The organism is Bradyrhizobium sp. AUGA SZCCT0169, from assembly GCF_018130085.1.
GTDB lineage: Bacteria > Pseudomonadota > Alphaproteobacteria > Rhizobiales > Xanthobacteraceae > Bradyrhizobium.
In genome coordinates this window covers 287331-310135 of record NZ_JAFCMC010000006.1, presented here as the reverse complement: position 1 = coordinate 310135, position 22805 = coordinate 287331, and the positions used below count along the sequence as shown (strand labels likewise).

At 63.9% G+C, this 22805-nt stretch carries 21 protein-coding genes, 1 pseudogene and 1 riboswitch; of the genes and pseudogenes, 8 read left to right on the top strand and 14 right to left on the bottom strand.

Annotation, left to right across the window (positions count from 1 at the left end):
• The 10 genes and pseudogenes from JQ609_RS10800 to sdhC all read right to left on the bottom strand — a co-directional run.
• Window positions 1–356: pseudogene (locus JQ609_RS10800) on the bottom strand (OmpA family protein); the annotation flags it as partial.
• Between the two features lie 182 nt (window positions 357–538).
• A complete protein-coding gene (locus tag JQ609_RS34995; protein ID WP_212294863.1) occupies window positions 539–775 on the bottom strand; it encodes a hypothetical protein in 237 nt (78 codons plus the stop codon).
• Window positions 776–875: 100 nt separating this feature from the next.
• Entirely contained in the window at window positions 876–1265 is a 390-nt protein-coding gene (locus JQ609_RS10795; RefSeq protein WP_212273385.1) for a VOC family protein, read from the bottom strand.
• A 31-nt stretch (window positions 1266–1296) separates the two neighbouring features.
• Window positions 1297–2124: an FkbM family methyltransferase gene (locus JQ609_RS10790; RefSeq protein ID WP_212273403.1), complete on the bottom strand. Its 828-nt coding sequence runs from the start codon at window positions 2122–2124 to the stop codon at window positions 1297–1299.
• Between the two features lie 219 nt (window positions 2125–2343).
• Complete coding sequence (locus JQ609_RS10785) at window positions 2344–4392, bottom strand: ABC transporter ATP-binding protein/permease (protein WP_212204050.1); 2049 nt, start codon at window positions 4390–4392, stop codon at window positions 2344–2346.
• A 139-nt stretch (window positions 4393–4531) separates the two neighbouring features.
• On the bottom strand, window positions 4532–6724 hold the full coding sequence (locus tag JQ609_RS10780) for a hybrid sensor histidine kinase/response regulator (RefSeq protein WP_212273384.1): 2193 nt from the start codon (window positions 6722–6724) through the stop codon (window positions 4532–4534).
• Between the two features lie 120 nt (window positions 6725–6844).
• Window positions 6845–7627, bottom strand: coding sequence for a succinate dehydrogenase iron-sulfur subunit (locus JQ609_RS10775; protein ID WP_192739357.1), 783 nt, complete (start codon window positions 7625–7627; stop codon window positions 6845–6847).
• A gap of 112 nt (window positions 7628–7739) precedes the next feature.
• Window positions 7740–9581 carry a succinate dehydrogenase flavoprotein subunit gene (gene sdhA, locus JQ609_RS10770; protein ID WP_212204054.1) on the bottom strand — a complete coding sequence of 614 codons (1842 nt, stop codon included), beginning with the start codon at window positions 9579–9581 and terminating at the stop codon, window positions 7740–7742.
• 3 nt (window positions 9582–9584) lie between these two features.
• Window positions 9585–9959, bottom strand: coding sequence for a succinate dehydrogenase, hydrophobic membrane anchor protein (sdhD, locus tag JQ609_RS10765; RefSeq protein WP_211994682.1), 375 nt, complete (start codon window positions 9957–9959; stop codon window positions 9585–9587).
• Window positions 9960–9979: 20 nt separating this feature from the next.
• Complete coding sequence (gene sdhC / locus JQ609_RS10760; protein WP_212204059.1) at window positions 9980–10381, bottom strand: succinate dehydrogenase, cytochrome b556 subunit; 402 nt, start codon at window positions 10379–10381, stop codon at window positions 9980–9982.
• A gap of 507 nt (window positions 10382–10888) precedes the next feature.
• Between sdhC and JQ609_RS10755 the strand changes: the two genes are divergently transcribed.
• Window positions 10889–11740 (top strand): sulfite exporter TauE/SafE family protein, encoded by an 852-nt coding sequence (locus JQ609_RS10755; RefSeq protein ID WP_212273383.1) that lies wholly within the window; start codon window positions 10889–10891, stop codon window positions 11738–11740.
• Window positions 11741–11894: 154 nt separating this feature from the next.
• Here JQ609_RS10755 and JQ609_RS10750 read toward each other — a convergent pair whose 3' ends face one another.
• On the bottom strand, window positions 11895–13421 hold the full coding sequence (locus tag JQ609_RS10750) for a malonyl-CoA synthase (RefSeq protein WP_212273382.1): 1527 nt from the start codon (window positions 13419–13421) through the stop codon (window positions 11895–11897).
• Window positions 13422–13507: 86 nt separating this feature from the next.
• Between JQ609_RS10750 and JQ609_RS10745 the strand changes: the two genes are divergently transcribed.
• The 5 genes from JQ609_RS10745 to JQ609_RS10725 all read left to right on the top strand — a co-directional run bounded on the left by JQ609_RS10745 (window position 13508) and on the right by JQ609_RS10725 (window position 18098).
• Window positions 13508–14269, top strand: a complete 762-nt coding sequence (locus JQ609_RS10745) for an SDR family oxidoreductase (protein WP_212204063.1) — start codon at window positions 13508–13510, stop codon at window positions 14267–14269.
• Between the two features lie 143 nt (window positions 14270–14412).
• Window positions 14413–14493, top strand: a riboswitch (ZMP/ZTP riboswitch).
• 35 nt (window positions 14494–14528) lie between these two features.
• Complete coding sequence (gene folB / locus JQ609_RS10740) at window positions 14529–14939, top strand: dihydroneopterin aldolase (protein ID WP_212273381.1); 411 nt, start codon at window positions 14529–14531, stop codon at window positions 14937–14939.
• A 974-nt stretch (window positions 14940–15913) separates the two neighbouring features.
• Window positions 15914–16468 (top strand): fasciclin domain-containing protein, encoded by a 555-nt coding sequence (locus JQ609_RS10735; protein WP_212273380.1) that lies wholly within the window; start codon window positions 15914–15916, stop codon window positions 16466–16468.
• 178 nt (window positions 16469–16646) lie between these two features.
• Window positions 16647–17294 (top strand): cytochrome b/b6 domain-containing protein, encoded by a 648-nt coding sequence (locus JQ609_RS10730; RefSeq protein WP_212273379.1) that lies wholly within the window; start codon window positions 16647–16649, stop codon window positions 17292–17294.
• An 18-nt stretch (window positions 17295–17312) separates the two neighbouring features.
• Complete coding sequence (locus JQ609_RS10725; RefSeq protein ID WP_212273378.1) at window positions 17313–18098, top strand: molybdopterin-dependent oxidoreductase; 786 nt, start codon at window positions 17313–17315, stop codon at window positions 18096–18098.
• Between the two features lie 79 nt (window positions 18099–18177).
• Here JQ609_RS10725 and JQ609_RS10720 read toward each other — a convergent pair whose 3' ends face one another.
• Window positions 18178–19362 (bottom strand): YbfB/YjiJ family MFS transporter, encoded by a 1185-nt coding sequence (locus JQ609_RS10720; RefSeq protein ID WP_212273377.1) that lies wholly within the window; start codon window positions 19360–19362, stop codon window positions 18178–18180.
• Window positions 19363–19453: 91 nt separating this feature from the next.
• Complete coding sequence (locus tag JQ609_RS10715; RefSeq protein ID WP_212204077.1) at window positions 19454–20320, bottom strand: DMT family transporter; 867 nt, start codon at window positions 20318–20320, stop codon at window positions 19454–19456.
• 211 nt (window positions 20321–20531) lie between these two features.
• Between JQ609_RS10715 and leuB the strand changes: the two genes are divergently transcribed.
• The gene (gene leuB / locus JQ609_RS10710) at window positions 20532–21644 is read left to right on the top strand and encodes a 3-isopropylmalate dehydrogenase (protein WP_212204078.1); all 1113 of its coding nucleotides are present in this window, start codon (window positions 20532–20534) and stop codon (window positions 21642–21644) included.
• 168 nt (window positions 21645–21812) lie between these two features.
• On the opposite strand, the gene JQ609_RS10705 is transcribed toward leuB, so the two are convergent.
• A complete protein-coding gene (locus tag JQ609_RS10705; RefSeq protein WP_212204079.1) occupies window positions 21813–22193 on the bottom strand; it encodes a hypothetical protein in 381 nt (126 codons plus the stop codon).
• A gap of 119 nt (window positions 22194–22312) precedes the next feature.
• Between JQ609_RS10705 and JQ609_RS10700 the strand changes: the two genes are divergently transcribed.
• A complete protein-coding gene (locus tag JQ609_RS10700) occupies window positions 22313–22549 on the top strand; it encodes a hypothetical protein (protein ID WP_212273376.1) in 237 nt (78 codons plus the stop codon).
• The last annotated feature ends 256 nt before the right edge of the window (window positions 22550–22805 follow it).

Below are 22805 nucleotides of genomic sequence, written 5' to 3'. Positions count from 1 at the left end.
GGCGCAGCCGCCGGGGGCGGCGCGGGAGGAGGTGTCGGCCGCGGCGGCGGCGCGGCAGCGGGTGGTGCCGGCGGCGGTGCGGGACGCGGCGGAGGCGCCGCAGCAGGTGGGGGAGCCGGCGGAGGTGCCGGGCGCGGAGGCGGAGCCGCAGCTGGTGGCGGCGCGGGCGGAGTCGGTGGCTTCGCAGCTGGCGGCGGCGCGGCCTTTGGCGGCGCCTTGGGCTTTCCGTCGGGACCGAGTTCTTCCCTGGCCTGTGCGACGACCAGCGGCGCATTTTGCGCATGCGACGCGGATGTCGCGATCTGCGTCACCGTCAGAGCGGTCGTGGCAAGCAGCACGATGCGAAGGTTTGTCATGATGTTCTTGGTCCCTGGAAAGGTTCTGGCAGCAGAGGAATCGTTTGGCGGGTCGATCAACGGCTAATCGTTAGGCCGGATTGTGGCGGGCTGGAAAGCGCGAATGCCTTTTATTTCGAGGGCGCAACGGGTTGCATGCGCAATTGTTCATTGCGTATTCAGGCGGCGCTTTCAGATCAAAGTCAAATTCCTCCCTGTGGCCGATCTGTGGCCGGATTGGGCGTCGAGGGCCCGTTCGGCCCGCGCACAGGCAGTTCATCCGGCGTCTTGCCCGGCAACTCCTGCGGCGGCGGCGGCGCGCCGGGCTCGCGCATCGGTGGCGGCACCTCCGGACGGGGATTGCCCGGAGGATCTTCGCGCGGTGGCTCGGTTGGTTTTCCCGGCGTAGGCGGCGGGATTTCGGGAGGTTCGATCGGCATCCTCGATAACGGAACGGACGCCGTGAGGTTCCCGAAGGGAGCCTGACGGAACCGATCATCCCGGTGCGTCAGTCACCCCGGTGCGTCACACCCCGGTGCGTCAGTCACCCGCCGTGTGGCAGACCGCCTCGATGTTGTGGCCGTCGGGGTCGAGCACGAAGGCGCCGTAATAGTTCGGGTGATAATGCGCGCGAATTCCAGGCGCGCCGTTGTCGCGCCCGCCGGCAGCAATGGCGGCCGTGTAGAAAGCATCGACGGTGGCGCGGTCCTTGGCGAGGATCGCGACATGCAGCGGCTTGTTCAAGCCGCCTTCGCCGCCGATCCAGAAATCCGGCTTGCCGCCAACGCCGAAGCCGGCGGCGGGATCATGGCCGGTCTGCTCCTGTGTTACTTCCATGACCAGCACATAGTCGAGCGGCGCCAGCGCCTTCACATAGAACGCCTTGGCGCGCTCATAATCCGAAACCGGAAAACCGATATGGTCGATCATCGAACTCTCCCTTGGTTAGAAGATGGTCGGTTCAGCCGCGCACCAGCAGCGTATTGCTGCGGGTCTTGCCGGTTTCGGCATAGCCACGCGCGCGCATGTCGGCGATACAGTCATTCTGCCATTCATTCGATGACAAATGTTCGATCACCACCGCGCGCGGCCATAGCGATTGCGGCGCGTCCCTGAAGAAGCCGGTCAATACGCGGTCTTCAAAGCCTTCAACGTCGATCTTCAGCGCATCGGCATGCGAGACGCCGGCTTCATCGAGGATGCGTTGCAGCCGCAGCGACGGCACCTTGATCGCCTTGGCTGAGGCCTGCCCCGACACGATATGGCTGGCGCCGAGATTGTCGCCATCGGTCTCGATCATCAGGTCGCCATCGGCGGGACCGGCGGCGGCGGCGACCAGTCTGGTTTGGGTAAAACCCGAGGCGGCGTTGTTGAAGGCGAGCCTTGCATGCGTGACCGGATGCGGCTCGATCGCGACCACCTTGCCGCTGGCGCCGACATGGCGCGCCAGCGCAAGCGCATAGGTGCCGACATTGGCGCCAACATCGACGAACACGCCGCCAACAGGCGTATGCGCGCGCAAGAAATCCAGCTCCTCGATGTTGTAGTCCGGATTGAACAGCGCGCCGCGCTCGGTGGCGCTGGCCTGATGATAGAAACGAAACGATGCGCCCTGATAGCGCACGTCCACCGGCCCCGCGCGAAAAAGATTGGCCAGTCGCGACAGCATCGGCCGGAACGCGCCGCGCTTCAGCCGCGAGCGGTGCGCCAGCGCAATGATCGCGGCCTGCGCAGCATTCGGTGCGAACGCGCCGAACGGCGCGGGCGTGGGGTCGTTGTCGGGCTTCAAACGGATATCCTCGGTGGAAAGCGGCGCATGCATAGCCGGTTTTGCTGGCAAGGCCAACGACGCTTCTCTTCCCCTCTCCCCTTGTGGGAGAGGGTGGCTTCGCGCAGCGAAGACGGGTGAGGGGTTCTCTCCTCACGGTAAGATTTCGATGTGAGGATAGAGACCCCTCATCCGGCGCTACGCGCCACCTTCTCCCACAAGGGGAGAAGGGAAGAAATATCACGCCGCCTTTTTCGGCGGCTTGCGTTGGCGCAGGAAGCGGCCGAGCAGGCGGCGTTTGCCCTTGCGCGGGATCAGGTCGACGTCGCTGACGAGCTTGGCGCCGCCCTTGCGCCGCTCCAGCACGATCTTGCGGCTATGAAATGCTTCCAGCTCGGCGCGATGGGCGACGCTGACGATGGTTGCTTTCGGCAGCTCCTTGATGACGATCTCCATCATCTTGTCCTGGCTCTTTTCGTCCAGCGCCGAGGTCGCCTCGTCCAGCACCACGATGTCGGGGTTGTGCAGCAACAGCCGCGCGAACGCCAGCCGCTGCTTTTCACCGCCCGACAATGTCTGGTCCCACGGCGCCTCTTCCTCGATCTTCTCCTTCAGATGGTCGAGGCCGACCTTGTGCAGGGCTTCGCAGAACTGTTCGGATCTCCAGTCCTCGGCGGCGCCGGGATAGGCGATCGCGCGGCGCAGCGTGCCGGTGGGAATGTACGGCCTCTGCGGCAGCATGAAGAGCCGGCGGTCGGGATGGAAGTTGACGCTGCCGCCGCCCCATGGCCACAAGCCTGCAATCGCGCGTACCAGCGTGCTCTTGCCGGTGCCGGATTCGCCGGCCACCAGCAGGCGCTCGCCGGGCTCGATCACGACTTCGGTCTCGCCGACAACAGCGGTGCCGTCGTCTAACGTCACCGAGAAATCGTTGAGGCTGAGCATGGCCTCGCCCTCGGTCTCGCCGCGCTTGATGCGGCCGAATCCGTCGCCGCGTTCGGCCCGCTCCAGCCCGTCGAGCGACATCATCAGCGAGGCGATCCGGCGCGCGCAGGCGTTCCAGTCGGCAAGGCGCGGATAATTGTCGACCAGCCAGCCGAACGCGGTCTGCACGATGGTGAAGGCGGAGGCCGCCTGCATCACCTGTCCGAGCGTCATGCTGCCGTCGAGGTATTTCGGCGCGCACAGCAACAGCGGCACCACGGGCGCAATCAGTCCCGACCCCTGCGACACCAGGGTAGTGCGCATGTGCTGGCGGGCTAGCTGCGACCATTGCCGCAGCACGTTGGAGAAGTTCTTGTCGAGGCCGTCGCGCTCTTCCTCCTCGCCGCCGAGCAGCGCGATGCTCTCGCCGTTCTCGCGCACCCGGGTCAGCGTGTAGCGGAATTCGGCCTCGGCCTGGTTCTTGTCTTCGGACACCTGCACGAAGCGGCGGCCGATGGCCATGATCGAGCCGGAGGCGATCGCGGCGTAGACCACCGCCGCAATGACGAGAAAGCCGGGTATCGTCACCGTTGATCCACCGAGCGTCACCGTCAGCGCGCCGCCGATGGTCCAGAGCACCACGATGAAGGTCGCGGCGGATAAAAACGCCGAGGTGACGCCGGCGACGAAATCCACCGGCGAGTCGGTCGAGATCCGAAGATCCTCGGCGATGCGGTGTTCCGGATTCTTGTGGTCGCCGCCGACGAGGTTGAGCTGGTAATAGCGGCCGCTGGTCAGCCAGCGCGTCATGACAGAGCTGGTCAGCCAACCCCGCCAGCGCCGCTGGATACCCATCCGCGCGAACACCTGCGCGACGCCGAGCAGCACGCTGCCGATCGCAAGCGGGAAGAACACCGCGGAGAGATAGAAGACGGTGGCGGATTCGCGCTTCTCGATGGCGTCGAAGATCGCCCGGTTCCAGACATTGATGCCGTATTGGAATCCGACATTGACGACGATCAGGATCAAGAGCCCGATCGAAAAAAACCACGCCAGCCGGTCGCCGCTTTTGCCCCAATAGCCGCGCGCGCTGATCCAGAAGCGCGTCAGCAGATAATCTTTACGCGCCTGCTCGGCCTCCTCCGGCGACAATTCCGGGTCGGGCTCGACCACCTCCGGCGGCGGCGGGTCGACGCGATCGCCGTCCTCGGCGACGACATCGATAATTTCGGCCTTTTCGGCCGCTGACTCTTCGGCAGCGGCTTGTTTCGCGGCAGCGGATTTCTTCGAGGAATCGGATTTCTTCGAGGAAGGCTCGGACTTTACGGCGGGCTTCGCATCGGACTTACTATCAGTCTTGGCCATGGCCCGGTAACGCGAAGAAAATCAGAAGGTTCCCTGACGGTGCTTCCCCACGTCATGGCCGGGCTTAGCCGTCCTTCAGACGGCTATGCCCGGGGCATGACGAAGAGTGAAATCGCATTTCCTAAGGCACGGACCTTGCTCAGGACGCCCGCGTCGTGGTGGCGCGTTTCATCATGCGCCAGCGGGCGACCGCGTGCAGCACGCGCGAAAGCTGCTCGATCGAGTAGGGCTTTTGCAGCAGCTCCAGACCGTCGCTGCCGCTTTCGGACAGGCCGTGGCTGTAGCCGCTGGTCAGCACGACCGGCAGATCGGCATGGTAACGGCGAATTTCCTGCGCCAGCTCGATGCCGGTCATGCCCGGCATCACGACGTCGGTGAACACCACGTCGTAGCGGTCGGCGCCAGTAGCCAGTTCTTCCAGCGCGTGCGTGGCGTTGTCGACCAGGGTTGTGCCGTAGCCGAGTTCGGCCAGCGCGTCGGTGGCGAATTTCCCGACCTCGATATTGTCTTCGACCACGAGCACCGACATACCCCTGCCGTCGAGCGGCGGAGCATCTTCCACTGTCATCTGCTGCGGCTTGCCGTCACCGGTGGCGCGCGGCAGGTACAGCGTGAAAATGCTGCCCTTTCCCACTTCGCTGGCCACCACTACTTCGCCGCCGGATTGCCTGGCGAAACCGAACACCTGGGACAGGCCGAGCCCGGTGCCCTGGCCGACCTCCTTGGTGGTGAAGAACGGTTCGAAGATGCGACCGTACTGCTCCTGGGGAATGCCGACGCCGGTATCCTCGACGGAGACGGCGACATAGCCGGTGGGTTTTTGGTCGGCGCGGTTCTGGCCGATGGAATCCTGCTTGCGGGGATTTGGCGAACCTATGGCGGCGCTGGGCAATTCAGTTGCCGTGTGCACCGTGATGGTCAGCCTGCCGCGGCTGTCCATGGCGTCGCGGGCGTTGACCGCCATGTTGATCATCGCGGTTTCGAACTGCCCGGCATCGGCATTGACGACGCACGGTTCGGCCGGCCCATGGATCTCGATCTCGACCCGCGATCCGATCAGCGTCTTGATCATCTCGCTCAGCATCTGAACGTTCTGGCCGACGTCGAACAGTTCCGGTTTGAGTGTCTGACGGCGCGCGAACGCCAGAAGCTGGGTCGTCAGTCGTGCCGCGCGCGTGACCGTGTCCGAGATCGCGTCGATGTAGCGCAGCCGGCGTGGCTCCGGCAGGTCCGGCCGCCGCAACAGATCGACGGAGGCGCGGATCACGGTGAGCAGATTGTTGAAGTCATGCGCGACGCCGCCGGTGAGTTGCCCCAGCGCCTCGAGCCGCTGGCCATGCTTCAGCGCTTCCTCGGCCTCCTGCCGCTTGGCAGCCTCGGCATAAAGATGCCGCGTTCGACGCAGGGCGAAAGCGAGCAGGAAAAACAACAGGGCGGTGGCCGGCGCGCCGAAGATGAGGTGCTGGCTGATGGTGGAGAACCAGCGCGCCCGGATTGCCGACGTCTCAAGGCCGGCGCTGATATAGATCGGATATTCGGCGAGCCGCTGGTAGCCGAGGCGGCGCTCGATGCCGTCGGTCGGCGACGTCACGGTGATGAGGCCGGCCTTGGGGTTCGCCGCGATCTGCTGTCCGACCGGTCCTGAGAGGTCGAGCCGCGCTTCCTGATCGACGGTCGGAAAGCGCGCCAGCACCGCGCCGTTGGTCAGGGCGAGCGCAAAGAAGCTGCCGGGCTCACGGCCGATCCGGGCGTAGAATTTCTCGAAATATTCCGGCAGTACCGACGCCTGGATCACACCGGCAAAGCTGCCGTCCTCGGTTTGCCGCCGCCGGCTGAAGCCGAAAAACGGCGCGCCCTGATAGGGCGGCCGCGGCGTCAGCGCCTCGCCAATATAGGTTCCGATGTCGCCGGCGACATGCGCGTTGAAATAATCCCGGTCCGAGAAGTCGATCTCGGGCGGGGGCATCACGAGGCTGTTGACGAGCGCGCGGCCCCTGGCGTCGAAGATCCAGGTCGATTTCACCTGCGGCAGCGACCCGACAAGCTGCTTCAGCCGCTGATGCAGCGCTTCCTCGCGGGAAGTAATGCCGGCGTCCGGAATGCCGCGGATCACCTCGGCGATTTCAGAGATGCTGCGGTCGATGGTCTCGAACACTTTCAGCGCGTGCTCGTGCACGACATCGAGCGAGCGTTCGATTTCCCGGTCGGCCGTCTCGTTGATCGAGATCCAGGAAATCGCGGATGCAAAGATGAACAGCGCCAGCGGGAGGGCCAGCGAGGCCGCCATCATCCATTGCAGCAATCTCAGCGAATTGCGTTGTGCGGTCTGCACGGGCGCTCCTGCTCCGGAGCGAATGTTACGTCAAACCTGTAACGGAACAAAGCGGCGCAGAAGCTGAAACTTTGCCCGGTGCCGACCCGGCCGTTTACCGGGATACTCGGCACAAATTAGCTAAATTTGCCGCTCGACCAGCTTCAGCTTGAGCTCGGCGATGGCTTCCGACGGGTTGAGACCTTTCGGGCAGGCCTTGGCGCAGTTCATGATGGTGTGGCAGCGGTAGAGCCGGAACGGGTCTTCGAGATTGTCGAGCCGCTCGCCGGTGGCTTCATCGCGGGAATCGGTAACCCAGCGCGTCGCCTGCAGCAGCGCGGCGGGGCCCAGGAATCGGTCGCTGTTCCACCAGTAGCTCGGGCACGAGGTCGAGCAGCAGGCGCACAGGATGCATTCGTAGAGGCCGTCGAGCTTTTCGCGGTCCTCGTGGCTCTGCTTCCATTCCTTCTGCGGCGTCGGCGTGGTGGTCTTCAGCCACGGCTCGATCGAGGCATATTGCGCATAGAAATTGGTCAGGTCAGGCACCAGGTCCTTGACGACAGGCTGGTGCGGCAGCGGGTTGACCTTGACCGCGCCGTCTTTGACGTCGTGCATCGACTTGGTGCAGGCCAGCGTGTTCTGGCCGTCGATGTTCATGGCGCAGGAACCGCAGACGCCTTCGCGGCAGGAGCGGCGGAAGGTCAGCGTCGGATCGATGTGGTTCTTGATCCAGATCAGGCCGTCGAGCACCATCGGACCGCATTCGCTGGTGTCGATATGATAGGTGTCGACGCTCGGATTCTTGCCGTCGTCAGGATTCCAGCGATACACCCGAAACTCGCGCGTCTCGGTCGCGCCCGCCGGCTTCGGCCAGGTCTTGCCGCCGGTGATCTTGGAGTTCTTCGGAAGCGCGAATTCAACCATTCCTCTAACCTTTCGTCATTCCGGGGCGATGCGTCAGCATCGAACCCGGAATCTCGAGATTCCAGGTCTGGTCCTTCGGACCATCCCGGAATGACGGCTGCTTTTGTTCTGATCAATACACCCGCGCCTTCGGCGGGATGTACTGCACGTCGTTGGTCATCGTGTAGTCGTGCACCGGGCGGTAATCGATCGTGGTCTTGCCACGCCCGTCGATCCACGCCAGCGTGTGCTTCATCCAGTTCTTGTCGTCGCGTTCGGCGAAATCCTCGCGGGCGTGGGCGCCGCGGCTCTCGGTGCGGTTGGCCGCCGAGTCCATCGTCACCACCGCCTGCACGATCAGATTGTCGAATTCGAGGGTTTCGACCAGGTCGGAGTTCCAGACCAGCGAGCGGTCCGTGGTCGCGACGTCGCCGATGCCGCCATGCACCTTGTGGATCAGGTTCTGGCCTTCGCTCAGGACTTCGCCGGTCCGGAACACGGCGCAATTGCTCTGCATCACATGCTGCATGCTGTCGCGCAGTTTTGCGGTCGGCGTGCCGCCGGAGGCGTAGCGATAATGATCGAGCCGGCCGAGCGCCAGTTCGGCGGAGTCCGCCGGCAGCTCCGGCTGCTTGCCGTTCGCGGTCAGTTTCTCGGCGCAACGCAGCGCCGCGGAGCGGCCGAACACGACGAGGTCGATCAGCGAGTTGGAGCCGAGCCGGTTGGCGCCGTGCACGGAGACGCAGGCGGCTTCACCGAGCGCCATCAGGCCGGGCACGGTCGCGTTGTCGTCGCCGTCCCGCTTGGTCAGCACTTCGCCGTGATAATTGGTGGGGATGCCGCCCATATTGTAGTGCACGGTCGGCGTGATCGGGATCGGCTCGCGGGTGACGTCGACATTGGCGAAGATCTTCGCCGATTCGGAGATGCCCGGCAGTCTTTCCTGCAGCACCTTGGGATCGAGATGATCGAGGTGCAGATAGATGTGGTCCTTTTTCTTGCCGACGCCGCGGCCTTCGCGCATTTCGATGGTCATCGCGCGCGAGACCACGTCGCGCGAGGCGAGGTCCTTGGCTGATGGAGCATAGCGCTCCATGAAGCGCTCGCCCTCGGAATTGACGAGATAGCCGCCTTCACCGCGCGCACCTTCGGTAACGAGGCAGCCCGAACCATAGATGCCGGTCGGGTGGAACTGGATGAACTCCATGTCCTGCAGCGGCAGACCGGCGCGCAGCGCCATCGCGCCGCCGTCACCGGTGCAGGTATGCGCCGAGGTGCAGGAGGCGTAGGCGCGGCCGTAGCCGCCGGTGGCGAGGATCGTGGTCTGGGCGCGGAACCGATGCAGCGTGCCGTCATCGAGCTTGAGCGCGATCACGCCGCGGCAGACGCCCTGGTCGTCCATGATGAGGTCGATGGCGAAGAACTCGATGTAGAATTCGGCCGCGTGGCGCAGCGCCTGGCCGTACATCGTGTGCAGCATGGCGTGACCGGTGCGGTCGGCGGCGGCGCAGGTACGCTGGGCCTGGCCCTTGCCGAAATCCATCGTCATGCCGCCGAACGGGCGCTGGTAGATCTTGCCGTCTTCGGTGCGCGAGAACGGCACGCCCCAATGTTCGAGCTCGTAGACCGCCTCGGGCGCGTTGCGCACCATGTATTCGATGGCGTCCTGGTCGCCGAGCCAGTCCGACCCCTTGACGGTGTCGTACATGTGCCAGCGCCAATCGTCCTTGTGCATGTTGCCGAGCGCCGCCGAAATGCCGCCCTGCGCGGCGACCGTGTGCGAGCGGGTCGGGAATACTTTTGTGATGCAGGCGGTGCGCAGGCCCGCCTCGGAGCAGCCGACCACGGCGCGCAAGCCGGCGCCGCCGGCGCCGACCACCACCACATCATAGGTGTGGTCTTCGATCGGATAGGCTTTTCCGTTGGTCGCAGGACCACTGCCGTTGGTGGCCTTGCCGTTACCTTCAGAGGCCATGGGCTAAACTCCCGATGACATTTTGAGGATCGCGTAAATCGAGGCGAGCGCCACCGCGATACAGAAGAAATTATTGGCCATCACGCTGGCGAGCTTGATCTTCTCATTGTGCACATAGTCTTCGATCACGACCTGCATGCCGATCTTCATGTGCCAGGCACTGGCGAGGATGAAGAGCAGCATGATGATCGCGATGGGCACCGAGCTGAAGATTTGCTTGGCGCCTGCCTGGTTGCTGCCGAGCAGCATCAAGACCACCACGATGACGGGGACGATCAGCAGCGTCATCGCCACCGCAGTGAGGCGCTGACGCCAGAAATCGGAAGTGCCGGAATGCGAGGAGCCGAGGGCGCGGACGCGCGCGAGCGGCGTGCGCATGGAAGGCGATTTGGGCGCGTTCATCGTCCGCCTCCGATGGTCATGTAGGCGATGATCCAGACCAGGATGGTCAGCGAAATGCCGCCGATCAGCGCGCCCCAGGTCAGGGCCTCGCGCTCATTGGCCTTGAAGCCGTAGCCGAGGTCCCAGACCAGGTGCCGGAGCCCGGACAGCAAATGATGCATCAGCGCCCAAGTGTAACCGAACACGATCAGCTTGCCGATGAAGCTGCCGGTAAAAGCCTGCACATTGGCGTAGGCGCCGGGGCCCGAAGCGGCGGCGATCAGCCACCAGGCCAGCAGCAGGGTTCCAAAATACAGCGCCACGCCGGTGGCGCGGTGGACGATGGACAGCGCCATCGTCAGCGTCCAGCGGTAGGTCTGCAGATGGGGAGAAAGCGGTCGTTCGATCCTGGCGGTCATCGGCGGCTTTGAAGTTGGCGGGACGTGGTGCGGCCCATCGGAGATCGCGTTAAAGCAATTCTATTTACGTAGTCGAACCAGCGAGCGCAACGATCAAATGCCACGAAATCGAACGGTCGTTCATTACTAGATCAAGGATGAAACGAGGGCGATCAGCGGCTTGGTATACCACGCCTGCGCTCGCTCACAGAAAGAACGAATCATCGTTCGTTTGTTGTGGTGAGCTGTCGCTGCCTGCGCGTATAAAGGGGTCGGCGGTGGCGTGACCGGCGGCCCGAGGTCGTGGCGCGGACGGCGTCCCTTCGCGGCCGTTCCCGAGCGCGTTCAGGCTATTCCCGCAGAGCCGACCGGATATGCGAATCCAGCGCACGCCCTGGCCGCGCGTCCCGGTCCGACGCTGCATTTCAAGCCCTGCATTTGATCGCAAGAGCTGCCGCCAGCGCGGCAATGGTCGCGCCCCGATTCGTCGGGTAACGCTGCGGTGTTCCTCAACGTGCAGGCGGGATTGTGATGGCCGGACTTAATCTCGTCGAGCTTGTCGAACTGGCGCTGATGCTGGTTGCGGTTGGCGCGGTGTCGGGGTTTTTTGCCGGCATCTTCGGGATCGGCGGCGGGGCGATCCTGGTGCCGGTGTTCTATGAGTGCTTCCGCCTTGCCGGCGTGCCGCTTGATGTGCGGATGCCGCTCTGCATCGGCACTTCGCTCGCGATCATCATCCCGACCTCGATCCGTTCGTTTCGCGCCCATCACGCCCGCGGCGCGGTTGATCTCGGCGTGCTCAAATTGTGGTGGCTGCCGATCATCATCGGCGTCATCGCCGGCAGCATCACCGCGCGTTATGCGCCGGAGCGGCTGTTCAAGATCGTCTTCGTCGGCGTGGCATGGTCGGCCGCCGCGCGGCTGCTGCTGGCGCGCGACAACTGGAAATTCGGCGACGACATCCCCAAGGGACCGCTGATGCGGCTCTATGGTTTCTGCATCGGTCTGCTGTCGACGTTGATGGGGGTCGGCGGCGGCCTGTTCGCCAATCTTCTGATGACGTTCTATGGCCGTCCCATTCATCAGGCGGTCGCGACCTCCTCGGCGCTGGCGGTGCTGATCTCGATCCCCGGCGCACTCGGTTACATCTACGCCGGCTGGCCCGCGGCGGCGCGCTACCCGGACGTCACCGCGCTGCAGCTGCCGTTCGCGATCGGCTTCGTGTCGCTGATCGGCGCCCTGCTTGTGATGCCGACCAGCCTTCTCACCGCGCCGCTCGGCGTGCGCGCGGCGCATGCGATGTCAAAGCGCAACCTGGAGATCGCGTTCGGCTGCTACCTCTTCATTGTCGGCACCCGGTTTGTGATCAGCCTGCTGTAGGAAACATCATCGACATCGGCGCGCGTTCGCGCGCCCTCAGCGGTTCAAGGCGACTTCCCTGAACGCCTTGACGAGCGGGGCTTCCAGCTTGCCGTGCATGGAGCCCAGAATTTCATAGGCGCAGGCGCCGCCTCACCCGGACAGGCGACGGCTACTATTTTGCGTAAATCTTTGCGTAAGTATCCCGCAGAATATTCTTCTGCACCTTGCCCATCGCGTTGCGCGGCAGTTCGTCGACGACGAAGACGCGCTTCGGCATCTTGAATTTTGCAAGACGCCCGTCGAGCGCTTGCAGCACCGAGGCTTCGCTGATGTCGGCGCCCTTGTTGCAGACCACGACCGCGGTGACGCCTTCGCCGAAGTCCGCATGCGGCACGCCGATCACGGCGGATTCGATCACGCCCGGCATGGCGTCGATCTCACTCTCGATTTCCTTCGGGTAGACGTTGAAGCCGCCGGAGATCACCAGATCCTTGCCGCGGCCGAGAATGTGTACATAGCCCTTGTCGTCGATCTTGCCGAGATCGCCGGTGATGAAGAAGCCGTCGTCGCGGAACTCGGCCTTTGTCTTTTCCGGCATCCGCCAATAGCCCTTGAAGACGTTCGGGCCCTTGACCTCGATCATCCCAATAGTGTGGCGCGCAATCTCCTTGCCGGTTTCCGGGTCGGTGACACGCACGGAAACGCCGGGCAGGGGAAGGCCGACGGCGCCGGGCACGCGGTCGCCGTCATAGGGGTTGGAGGTGTTCATGTTGGTTTCGGTCATGCCGTAGCGCTCGAGGATGGCAAAACCTGTTCGCGCCGACCATTCGCGGTGGGTGTCGGCGAGCAGCGGCGCCGAGCCCGAAATGAACAGCCGCATGTGCTTCGTGGACTCTTTGGTCAGCGCCGGACTCTGCAGCAGCCGCGTGTAGAACGTCGGCACGCCCATCAGGACGGTTGCGCGCGCCATCAGCTTGATCATCAGTTCAGGGTCGAGCTTCGGCAGGAAGATCATCGAGGCGCGCGCGAACAGCGTCACGTTGCTCGCTACGAACAGGCCGTGGGTGTGATAGATCGGCAGCGCGTGGATCAGCACATCGTCCCTGGTGAAGCGCCAATAATCGACCAGCGAGAGCGAGTTCGAGGCGAGATTGTCGTGGGTCAGCATCGCGCCCTTGGAACGCCCCGTGGTGCCCGACGTGTAGAGGATCGCGGCGAGGTCGTCGCTGGCGCGGGCGACGGTTGCGAACGAAGCGTCCGCCCTGGCGGCGGCGTCCGTCAGCGTTCCCTTGCCGTTGGCATCGAGCGTTTCGACCCTGGCGTTGACCTTGGCCGCGATCACGCCGATGCCCTCAGCCTTGGAGGGGTCGCACACCACCAGCGACGGCTCCGCGTCGGTGATGAAATATTCCAGCTCGTTCAGCGTATAGGCGGTGTTGAGCGGCAGATACACCGCGCCTGATCGTACCGTGGCGAGATAGAGCACCAGCGCCGGCACGGATTTTTCGGTCTGCGCCGCCACGCGGTCGCCCGGCTTGACGCCCCTCGCGACCAGCACATTCGCCATCTGGCCGGCGCGGGCGATCAGATCGGCATAGCTGATGCGCGTGCCGTCGAACATCTCGATCGCGAGCCGGGCGGGATCGTCGAGCTTGTCGAACAGGCGGGAAAACAGGTTGGCGCTGGCGGTGGTGTTCATGCAACATTCCCTGAGGGGCAATGGCCGGAGTTTTCGCCGGCTGGATTAGCAAAAACGCCCCTCACAAAGCAACGGAGACAGTTTGCATGTCAAATAATGGGAAACGCGTGGCCTGGGTGACGGGCGGTGGCACGGGAATCGGTGAATCCGGCGCGGAGCATCTCGCGGCGGACGGCTGGACCGTCGTGGTTTCGGGACGCCGCCAGGCCGAGCTGGACCGGGTCGTGGCCAACATCACCAAAAAGGGCGGCGAGGCCGAGGCGATCGCGCTCGATGTCAGCAACAGGGCCGACGTCAACAAGGTCGCCGACCAGATCCTCGCCAAGCACGGCCGGATCGACCTCCTGGTCAACAGTGCCGGCGTCAACGTACCGAAGCGGAGCTGGGCGGATGTGGAACCGGAGGGCTGGGACAAGGTCGTCAATATCAACCTCAACGGCGTCATGTTCTGCATGCACGCCGTGCTGCCGGCGATGCGCAAGCAGCAGGATGGCTGCATCATCAACGTCGCGTCCTGGGCCGGTCGTCATGTCTCGAAGATGACGGGCCCGGCTTACACCACCACCAAGCATGCGGTGCTGGCGCTGACCCATTCCTTCAACATGGACGAATGCGTCAACGGGCTGCGCGCCTGCTGCCTGTCGCCCGGCGAGGTCGCAACCCCGATCCTGAAATCGCGCCCGGTGCCGCCGAACGAAACCGAGCTGGCGAAGATGCTGCAGCCCGAGGATTGCGGCCGCACCATCGCGTTCGTCGCCAGCCTGCCGCCGCGCGTCTGCGTCAACGAGATCCTGATCAGCCCGACACATAATCGCGGCTTCATCCAGACGCCGGCGAGCAATGATTAGCTCTTGGTAGGGTGGGCAGAGCGCAGCGTGCCCACCATCTTTTTATGACGCCAAACTGTGGTGGGCACGGCGCAAACGCGCCTTTGCCCACCCTACAAGTTTTCGGCTTACACTTGAGCCCCGACCGTTGCGCCCGTATACTCACACTCTCGCGCGACTGGCGATCGCAGATGGGGCACCATCGGGAAGCGCGAGGTATTCAGCCGCGCGCCTGGGCAATCGGAAAAAATCCGATCCACCTTCAGATGAAGGAGCGCCCATGCTGACGACCATCCAGATATCAGGATTGCAGACCTTCGGGTACCACGGCCTGTTCGAGGAAGAACGCCGCCTCGGCCAGAAATTCACCTTCGACATCGACGCGACGCTGAAGGCGGCGCCGACGCACCGGGACGACAGGCTGGATGCCTCGATCCGCTATGACGCTGTGGTGGATGCCGCCGTGAGTCTTGCCGGCGCGACGAAATACCAAACGCTGGAAGCGCTCGGGGAAGCCGTTGCGATCGGCCTGCTGCGGCGCTTCGCCTTGATCGACAGCATTACCGTTGGCGTCGCCAAATTCAGCCCGCCGATCCCGCATACGCTCGGCAAGGTCGGAATCACGGTGCGCCTGGCGCGCGCCGAGCTGGCGGATCGGCCGGTGGAGGAGGTGCTGGAAGAATCGGCCTAGATGTTTGTGTGAGCTGCTCTCTCGTTCTCTCCCCCCTTGCGGGGGAGGGAGCCGACCGTTCGCGCGGTTCGCCTCTGCACGTGAACGCAGAAGCTGCGACAAAGTAACACGACGGGCAAATCACTTCCGATTTACGGAAATCATGTCAAGTCCCAAATTTCTGTAAATCAAAAATATTTTGCTTTCCTTCGACCCAAATCACCGGCACATTCCCGTCACCCCGTCCCACTCAGAGGGCGTTGGCCGTCGTCACAACGAGGGGCGGGTCGCGGTGGACGCTGATGTTGCGATGGACGGTCGCGGCTGATGCGTACGGCGAAAGCGTGTGGTCCTGGCGCCCGTAACGGCGTCAAGTCTTTCGGGAGCTAGCGCTTCCGAGGGGCGACGGTGGCAATAGAGGCCGTCTCACCGGGGAGAGCGCGTCATAAGCCGTAAAGCCATTGCGCAGGGAATGTCGGATGTTCTCCGCTGCCCTGTATGCTCGTGTGCAGCTTCTTTAGCACAATCGCACACGAGACCGCGGGTGCAGCGCGCATCCGGCATTCCCTGCGCCCTCTGGATATTCTTAGAGGGCGGAACGAAATTGAAAACCTCGGGTGCAATGCGTCGCGAGATCGCGGCCGCATATTCAGTGTCATCGCCCGGCTTGACCGGGCGACCCAGTATTCCAGAGACGCCAATGATTGAATCGAGAAGCCGCGGCGTACTGGATCACCCGCCTTCGCGGGTGACGACAGTTGTGTGTGGAGTGGCAAGGCGGGATATTCGCTGCGCTCGCAATGACGGCTTCATGAGAATACCCCCACGGACAGCCCTCCCGAAAGTTTCAGCCATCACGATAAATTATCCGTCGAAACTGCCGGAAAAACCTCCCGTAGCTCGGCCAACGACGACGAAAACGGTCAACCGACCAACGTCGTTGTTCTCAGCACCGGCGGCCCCCGCCGGAGACCTCAATCATCGGGAGAAGATCCATGTCGAACCGAATCGCTTATCTGACCGCCGCCGCCTTCAGCGTGCTCGCGCTCACCGCCACCGTGTCAGCGCCGGCAAGCGCGGAAGAAAAGACCGTGATGGTCGGCGGCGCCGCGATGTTCCCCTCGAAGAACATCGTCCAGAACGCCGTCAACTCCAAGGACCACACCACGCTGGTCGCCGCCGTGAAGGCCGCCGGTCTGGTTGCCACGCTGGAAGGCAAGGGCCCGTTCACGGTGTTCGCACCGACCAACGCCGCCTTCGGCAAGCTGCCGGCCGGCACCGTCGACACGCTGGTGAAGCCTGAGAACAAGGCGACCCTGACCAAGATCCTGACCTACCATGTCGTGCCCGGCAAGCTCGCCGCAGCCGACCTCAAGGACGGCATGAAGCTCAAGACCGCCGAAGGCGAACAGCTGACGGTGAAGCTTGACGGCAGCAAGGTCTGGATCGTCGACGCCAAGGGCGGAACCTCGATGGTCACGATCTCGAACGTCAACCAGTCCAACGGCGTGATCCATGTGGTCGATACCGTGCTGATGCCGGCTTCGTGATCTCCGCGCACGCCTGATTAGTCCCAACAGGATGCGTGGTAGGCGAGCCGGGGCGACCCGGCTCGCTTTTTTGTGACCTCGATACGCCCCCTGCATCGATCTGATAGCATCTGCGCAGTAACGAAAACCCGGTTCCCGGCGTATAAACCGGTAACCCATTGCAACGACGGAACAGGCCATGTCGAGCATCACCGCCAGCGACCAAGCCAGCGCCAAAGCGACGCCCAAGGCAGCCACCAGGGCCAAAGTCATTCAGCCGGCCTGGGTGCGGGCCCTGCACTGGACCAACGCCTTTGCGATGGTCCTGATGATCATGTCGGGATGGAAGATCTACAACGCCTCTCCGCTGTTCGACTTCACCTTTTCGGACAGCATCACGCTGGGCGGCTGGCTCGGCGGCGCGCTGCTCTGGCACTTTGCCGCGATGTGGCTGTTGATGGTCAACGGCCTGATCTACCTCGCTTTGGGGCTCGCCACCGGCCGCTTCCGCAAGAAGCTGCTGCCGATCACACCGGAGGGTGTGCTTGCCGATACCAAGGCGGCGCTGACCGGCAAGCTGTCGCATGAGGATCTGACCAAATACAATTACGTCCAGAAGCTGCTCTATGCCGGCATCATCGTGGTTGGCATCCTGATCGTGCTGTCGGGGCTGGCGATCTGGAAGCCGGTGCAGCTGCAATATCTGACGGCCATGTTCGGCGGCTATGAGGCCGCCCGTTACGTCCACTTCTTCTGCATGGCCGCGATCGTCGCCTTCATGGTGGTTCACGTCGTGCTTGCACTGCTGGTGCCGAAGAGTCTTCGCGCGATGATTATCGGCCGCTGAGCATACTAGGAGGATATTATGGGCCGCTTGCGTAACCTTCTGATCCCCGGCGTCGACAAGACGCTGCTGCTCCGGGACGCCGTCAAGACGATGCCGGACCTGACGCGCCGGCGCTTCATCTCCGGCGGCGCCAGCCTCGGCGCGTTGACGCTGCTCACCGGCTGCGACGTGACGGACCAGTTTTCGGCCGAGGAAATGCTGAAGCAGGTTTCGAAATTCAACGACGGCGTGCAGGCCTGGATGTTCAATCCGGATGCGATGGCGCCGACCTTCCCGGAAAGCGCGATCACCAAGCCGTTCCCGTTCAACGCCTATTACAGCCTTGACGAGGCCCCGGAGATCGAGGCCAAGGACTGGAAGCTCGAGGTGCGCGGTCTCGTCGAGAACAAGAAGTCGTGGACGCTGGAGGAGCTCTACAAGCTGCCGCAGGTCAAGCAGGTCACGCGCCACATCTGCGTCGAGGGCTGGAGCGCGATCGGCAGCTGGACCGGCACGCCGCTACGCGATTTCCTGCAAATCGTCGGCGCCGACACGCGCGCCAAATATGTCTGGTTCCAGTGCGCCGACAAGGACGGCTACAATTCGCCGCTCGACATGCGCAGCGCGCTGCACGCGCAGACCCAGATGACGTTCAAATTCGGCGACGAAATCCTGCCGCGTGCCTATGGTTTCCCGATGAAGATTCGCGTGCCGACAAAGCTCGGCTTCAAGAATCCGAAATACGTGCTCTCGATGGAAGTCACCAACGACTACAAGGGCGGCTTCTGGGAAGACCAGGGATACAATTCGTTCAGCGGGAGTTGAAGGGGGCGAATGGGGGTAGCGAATGGCGAATAGGGAAAGTATTCGCGCTGACCACTTACCATTCGCCACTCGCTATTCGCTATTTCGCCAACTTCCTCTGAAACGCGCACAGCACCGCCCCCGTCGCCAGCATCGCCGCGGAAACGTTGAGCGCAAACGAAAGACTGCCCACCGCGTCGGTGATCGCGCCGACCACGATCGGCCCCAGCGTCTGGCCGATGCCGAACGAAATGGTCATCGCCGCGATCCCCATCGGCCAGGCGGACGGCGGATAGTTGAAGCGCACGAAGGCGGTGGTCGATCCCACCACCGCGAAGAACGCGACACCGAACACCAGCGCCGAGATCGCCAGCAACAGCGGCGAGTGCCCGAAGATCGGCAGCGCCGCGCCGATCGCGTTGACGCCCAGAATGATCGCGGTGGTGAGGCCGCCGCGATCCAGCGCCAGCACCCGCCGCCACACCCAGGGCGTCGCGAACGCGCTGATCCCGATCAGGCTCCAGAACAGGCTCTGCGCCGCCGCGCCGCCGCCGCCATCGCGGACATAGGCGATCATGAAGGTCATGTAGGCGATGTAGCCGGCGCCGAACAGGAAGTAGCCGAGCAGATAGGCCAGCACCGGTCCGACCGAGAATCTGGCGGGTGCCGCGCTGTCGATATCAGCGCCACCGCCGAGCGGCGCGAGCAGCAGCGGCGCGATCAACACGACAGAGAGCAGTGTCATCGCCCACCAGACGATCCACCACGATCCCGGTCCGAAACCCTGCAGCACGAACGGCGCGATCAGCCCCGACGCGAGGATGCCGAGCCCGGGCCCGGCGTAAAACAGGCTGAGCAGGAAATTGGCGCGATCGGGGCGCGTCTGCGCGATCGTGGCGGCCAGCGCCGCGCCGCCGACGAATCCGCCCGCGGCTCCGATGCCCGCCAGCAGCCGGGCAAAGCTCAGCACGAAAAAATTGCCGGAGACGGCACAGAGCGCCAGCGAGATGACGGCGGCCAGTGTTCCCCAGCGCACCGTTCGCGTCAGCCCAAACCGCCGGATCATGCGCGAGGCGAGCAGCGCGCCCGCAAGATAGCCGACGGCGTTGATCGTGTTCATGAAACCGGCCGCGGAATAGGACCAGCCCAGCGCGTCGCGCATGTCCGGCAGCACGAGGGCATAGGCGAAGCGGCCGATTCCAAGACCGATCGTCGGCGCCAGCGACAGAACGAGGATCAGCCACGCGGGATGCGTGGTGGACGGTGGTTGGACGGCGGCCTTCACAGGATACTCCGGCAAGGCGGCGATTGTGACAGGCGGCTGCCGGCTTGCACAGCCGCGCAGGGAGCAATGGTGTCGTGCCGTTTGCGCAACATCAGCCGATCAGCACCAGCGCGACGCCGGCAACCGTCAGCACCGCGCCGGCGACGATGCGGGGTGTGATCCGTACATGGTGCAGCACCATCGCGCTGAGCAGCAACGTGACGAGCGGATAGATCGCGGCGACAGGCGCGACCAGCGTGATCGGGCCGTTGCGCAGGGCGGCGAATAGCGACAGCAGGCTGAGGCCGTTGCAGATGCCGGTGATGGCGAACCAGAACCGGCCCGGCCATGGCGCTGCCACGACGAAGCTCCCCTTGCGGACGCGCTGCACGGTCAGCACCACAAAGGACGATACGACATAGCCGATCAGGCAGGCCCAGAGCGGGCTCGGCCAGATTTCGAGCCCAAGCTTGACGATCGGCGGCACCACGCCGCGCAGCAACGCGCTGGCGAGCGGTAATAGCAATGCCCAGCTTCGCCAGTCGCTGACGAGGTCGCGCGGCCGGGTGACGGTGATGATCACGGCGCCGGCGACCGCAATGACGAGGCCGGCGAATTGCAGCAAGTGGAGCGGCTCATGCAGGAGGACGACGGCGAGCGCGACCGCGAACAGCGGCGCCAGATTGCCGAGCGTCGAGGTGACGACCGGCCCCAGCGCGCTGTTGGAGGCAAAGGTCAGCAGGGTCAGCATCGCCGGAAATACCAGCCCGATCGCGGCGAAGATCGGCAGGGCCCGCCAGACCACGGGCTCGCCGGCCAGCAGCAGGGGCGAGACCAGAAGGAACAACAGCGTGAACGAGGGGACGCTGATCGCCGCTCCCGACAGCGGTTCGACTGTTCGCAGCCCGAATTGCGCCGTCACGACGCCCGCGCCCAGGAAGCCGGCCGAGGCAAAGGCAAACAGGATGGCTGCGGTCATGAGGGCGTGATGTCCGTCTTGGGGCGGGCTTGTCAGCCTTTGTGGCCTGTCCAAGCCGCCTTGCCAATCCGCTCGGGGCGTTTTAGCACTCCCGCGGAATTCCTCCGCTGTCATGCCCGGGCTCGACCCGGGCATCCATCGTCTTCAAAGAAGCTGGATTGCCGGGTCAAGCCCGGCAATGACAACCAAACAAGCTCCGAGGTAACTGATCATGGCGACCCATAAACTGCTGCTTCTCCCCGGCGACGGCATCGGCCCCGAAGTGATGGGGGAGGTGCAACGCCTGATCGACTGGCTCAACGCGCAAGGCATTGCCCGTTTCGAGACCGAGCAGGGGCTGGTCGGCGGTTCCGCCTATGACGCCAGCAAGCAGAGCATTACGGATGCGACCATGGCGCTGGCCACGGCGGCCGATGCCGTGATTTTCGGCGCGGTCGGCGGCCCGAAATGGGACGCCGTGCCCTATGACGTGCGGCCCGAAGCCGGCCTGCTGCGGCTGCGCAAGGACCTCGGCCTGTTCGCCAATCTGCGCCCGGCAGTGTGCTATCCGGCGCTGGCGGAGGCCTCCAGCCTGAAGCGCGAGATCGTCGAAGGCCTCGACATCATGATCGTGCGCGAGCTGACCGGCGGCGTCTATTTCGGCGAGCCGAAGACCATCACCGATCTCGGCAACGGCCAGAAGCGTGCCGTCGACACCCAGGTCTATGACACCTACGAGATCGAGCGCATCGCCCGGGTCGCCTTCGATCTCGCGCGGAAACGCCGCAACAAGCTGACCTCGATGGAAAAGCGCAACGTCATGAAGTCAGGCGTGCTCTGGAACGAGGTGGTGACGCAGGTGCACGCCCGCGAATACAAGGACGTGACGCTGGAGCATCAGCTCGCCGATTCCGGCGGCATGAACCTCGTCAAGGCGCCGAAGGCGTTCGACGTCATCGTGACCGACAATCTGTTCGGCGACATGCTGTCCGATATCGCGGCGATGCTGACGGGATCGCTCGGCATGCTGCCCTCGGCCTCGCTCGGCGAGATCGACGCCAAGACCAGGAAGCGCCGCTCGCTGTTCGAGCCGGTGCATGGCTCGGCGCCCGATATCGCCGGAAAAGGCCTCGCCAATCCGATCGCGATGATTTCCTCGTTCGGCATGGCGCTGCGCTATTCGTTCGACATGGGCGCGCTCGCCGACAAGGTCGATGCGGCGATCGCAGCCGTGCTCGCCAGCGGCCTGCGCACCGCGGATATCAAGTCCGAGGGCACCACGGCGGCCAGCACCACGCAGATGGGCGATGCGATTTTGAAGGAATTGCAGAAGCTGCACGCGTAAGCGAAGAAACTCTCCACTCCGTCGTCCCGGCCTTGAGCCGGGACCCATAACCACCGTCGGTTATGATGGCGAAGAAAGTCGTCGAGCACCTTTAGTAGATCGACGGGCCGCGGCGTATGGGTCCCGGGTCAAGCCCGGGACGACACCAGTTGGTTTAGTTCAATAGGCTCAATACAGCGGGAAGCGCTGCGGATAGCCGCCGAGGTCCGAGGGCGGGCTGAGCGGCTGACGGTCGATCGGGCGATTGAGATTCTCGCGCCCGAATGACGGGTAGCCGAGATCCGGCGGAAACGCATAATCCTGGAATTTGCGGTCACCCGGCAAGACTTCGGTGCCGGCGTCGAGCCAGGAGCGCGTCGTGACGTAAACGCGGGTATTCGGCCCTTGCTGATAGACCCGGTTGGGGCCGCTGCGTCCGTAGTACGGGCGGCCATCCTTGTCGTAGCGCTGGTTGGACTGGGCGCTGGCTTCCGTCACGCCGACCGCAACGAGGGCGGCTGCCGCAAGCAACACCACGAGCTTGCTCGCAGCAGGGAATTTAGGGGTCATCGCATCCTCGTCATTGCCGGCCCTTAGCAAGCCGGCGGATCGCCAAATCGGGTTGGTCTTCATTGTAGCTGTCGCGGGGTGGTCGTCACTAGGTCAATTGGGCCACACCGGACCATATAATGCCGACACTGGCGAAAAAGTTTCATGAAAACCAGTATCTTGGCAAGCCGTGGCAATTAGAAGGCGCCGCGCAATTGCGGGTTGTCTTCGCCGGTCAGCCAATCCGCCGACAGGCCGGCATGGCCGAGGTCGCCGCCCGGGCGATAGATCTCGAGTTCGGCGACCGGCTGTTTGTCTCCGCCGCGCCACAAGAAGACATCCCGGCGGCCGCCCTTGGGTGCCGGAAAATCTCATAAGCCTCTGTTTTGTCATGCGGATCAAACTGGCTGACGGCAAAAGCGCGCGACGAGCGGTCGAGCAGGCTCCAGGCACCCCTCAATGAGGCGTCGTTCAATGAGGCGTCCCTCGACGAGGGGTCCATCGCTGCGAGATCGGGCAATTGTTCCCACAGCGCCATGCCGCCCATGGCGAGCAGGGCCAGGGTCACTACATACGCAACCAGCCGTGCCAGCGTACCGCAGACCTCGTCCGCAAAGCTGGTCAGCGCCGGAT

What these genes read in the sequence shown, in the direction of transcription:
- JQ609_RS10730 (WP_212273379.1), top strand. Translation starts at nt 16,647, where the DNA reads ATGTCGAGCATCACCGCCAGCGACCAAGCCAGCGCCAAAGCGACGCCC.
- JQ609_RS10715 (WP_212204077.1), bottom strand. Translation starts at nt 20,320, where the DNA reads ATGACCGCAGCCATCCTGTTTGCCTTTGCCTCGGCCGGCTTCCTGGGC.
- sdhD (WP_211994682.1), bottom strand. Translation starts at nt 9,959, where the DNA reads ATGCGCACGCCGCTCGCGCGCGTCCGCGCCCTCGGCTCCTCGCATTCC.
- leuB (WP_212204078.1), top strand. Translation starts at nt 20,532, where the DNA reads ATGGCGACCCATAAACTGCTGCTTCTCCCCGGCGACGGCATCGGCCCC.
- JQ609_RS10785 (WP_212204050.1), bottom strand. Translation starts at nt 4,392, where the DNA reads ATGGCCAAGACTGATAGTAAGTCCGATGCGAAGCCCGCCGTAAAGTCC.
- JQ609_RS10700 (WP_212273376.1), top strand. Translation starts at nt 22,313, where the DNA reads ATGCCGACACTGGCGAAAAAGTTTCATGAAAACCAGTATCTTGGCAAG.
- folB (WP_212273381.1), top strand. Translation starts at nt 14,529, where the DNA reads ATGCTGACGACCATCCAGATATCAGGATTGCAGACCTTCGGGTACCAC.
- sdhC (WP_212204059.1), bottom strand. Translation starts at nt 10,381, where the DNA reads ATGACCGCCAGGATCGAACGACCGCTTTCTCCCCATCTGCAGACCTAC.
- JQ609_RS10745 (WP_212204063.1), top strand. Translation starts at nt 13,508, where the DNA reads ATGTCAAATAATGGGAAACGCGTGGCCTGGGTGACGGGCGGTGGCACG.
- JQ609_RS10775 (WP_192739357.1), bottom strand. Translation starts at nt 7,627, where the DNA reads ATGGTTGAATTCGCGCTTCCGAAGAACTCCAAGATCACCGGCGGCAAG.
- JQ609_RS10725 (WP_212273378.1), top strand. Translation starts at nt 17,313, where the DNA reads ATGGGCCGCTTGCGTAACCTTCTGATCCCCGGCGTCGACAAGACGCTG.
- JQ609_RS34995 (WP_212294863.1), bottom strand. Translation starts at nt 775, where the DNA reads ATGCCGATCGAACCTCCCGAAATCCCGCCGCCTACGCCGGGAAAACCA.
- sdhA (WP_212204054.1), bottom strand. Translation starts at nt 9,581, where the DNA reads ATGGCCTCTGAAGGTAACGGCAAGGCCACCAACGGCAGTGGTCCTGCG.
- JQ609_RS10705 (WP_212204079.1), bottom strand. Translation starts at nt 22,193, where the DNA reads ATGACCCCTAAATTCCCTGCTGCGAGCAAGCTCGTGGTGTTGCTTGCG.
- JQ609_RS10795 (WP_212273385.1), bottom strand. Translation starts at nt 1,265, where the DNA reads ATGATCGACCATATCGGTTTTCCGGTTTCGGATTATGAGCGCGCCAAG.
- JQ609_RS10750 (WP_212273382.1), bottom strand. Translation starts at nt 13,421, where the DNA reads ATGAACACCACCGCCAGCGCCAACCTGTTTTCCCGCCTGTTCGACAAG.
- JQ609_RS10735 (WP_212273380.1), top strand. Translation starts at nt 15,914, where the DNA reads ATGTCGAACCGAATCGCTTATCTGACCGCCGCCGCCTTCAGCGTGCTC.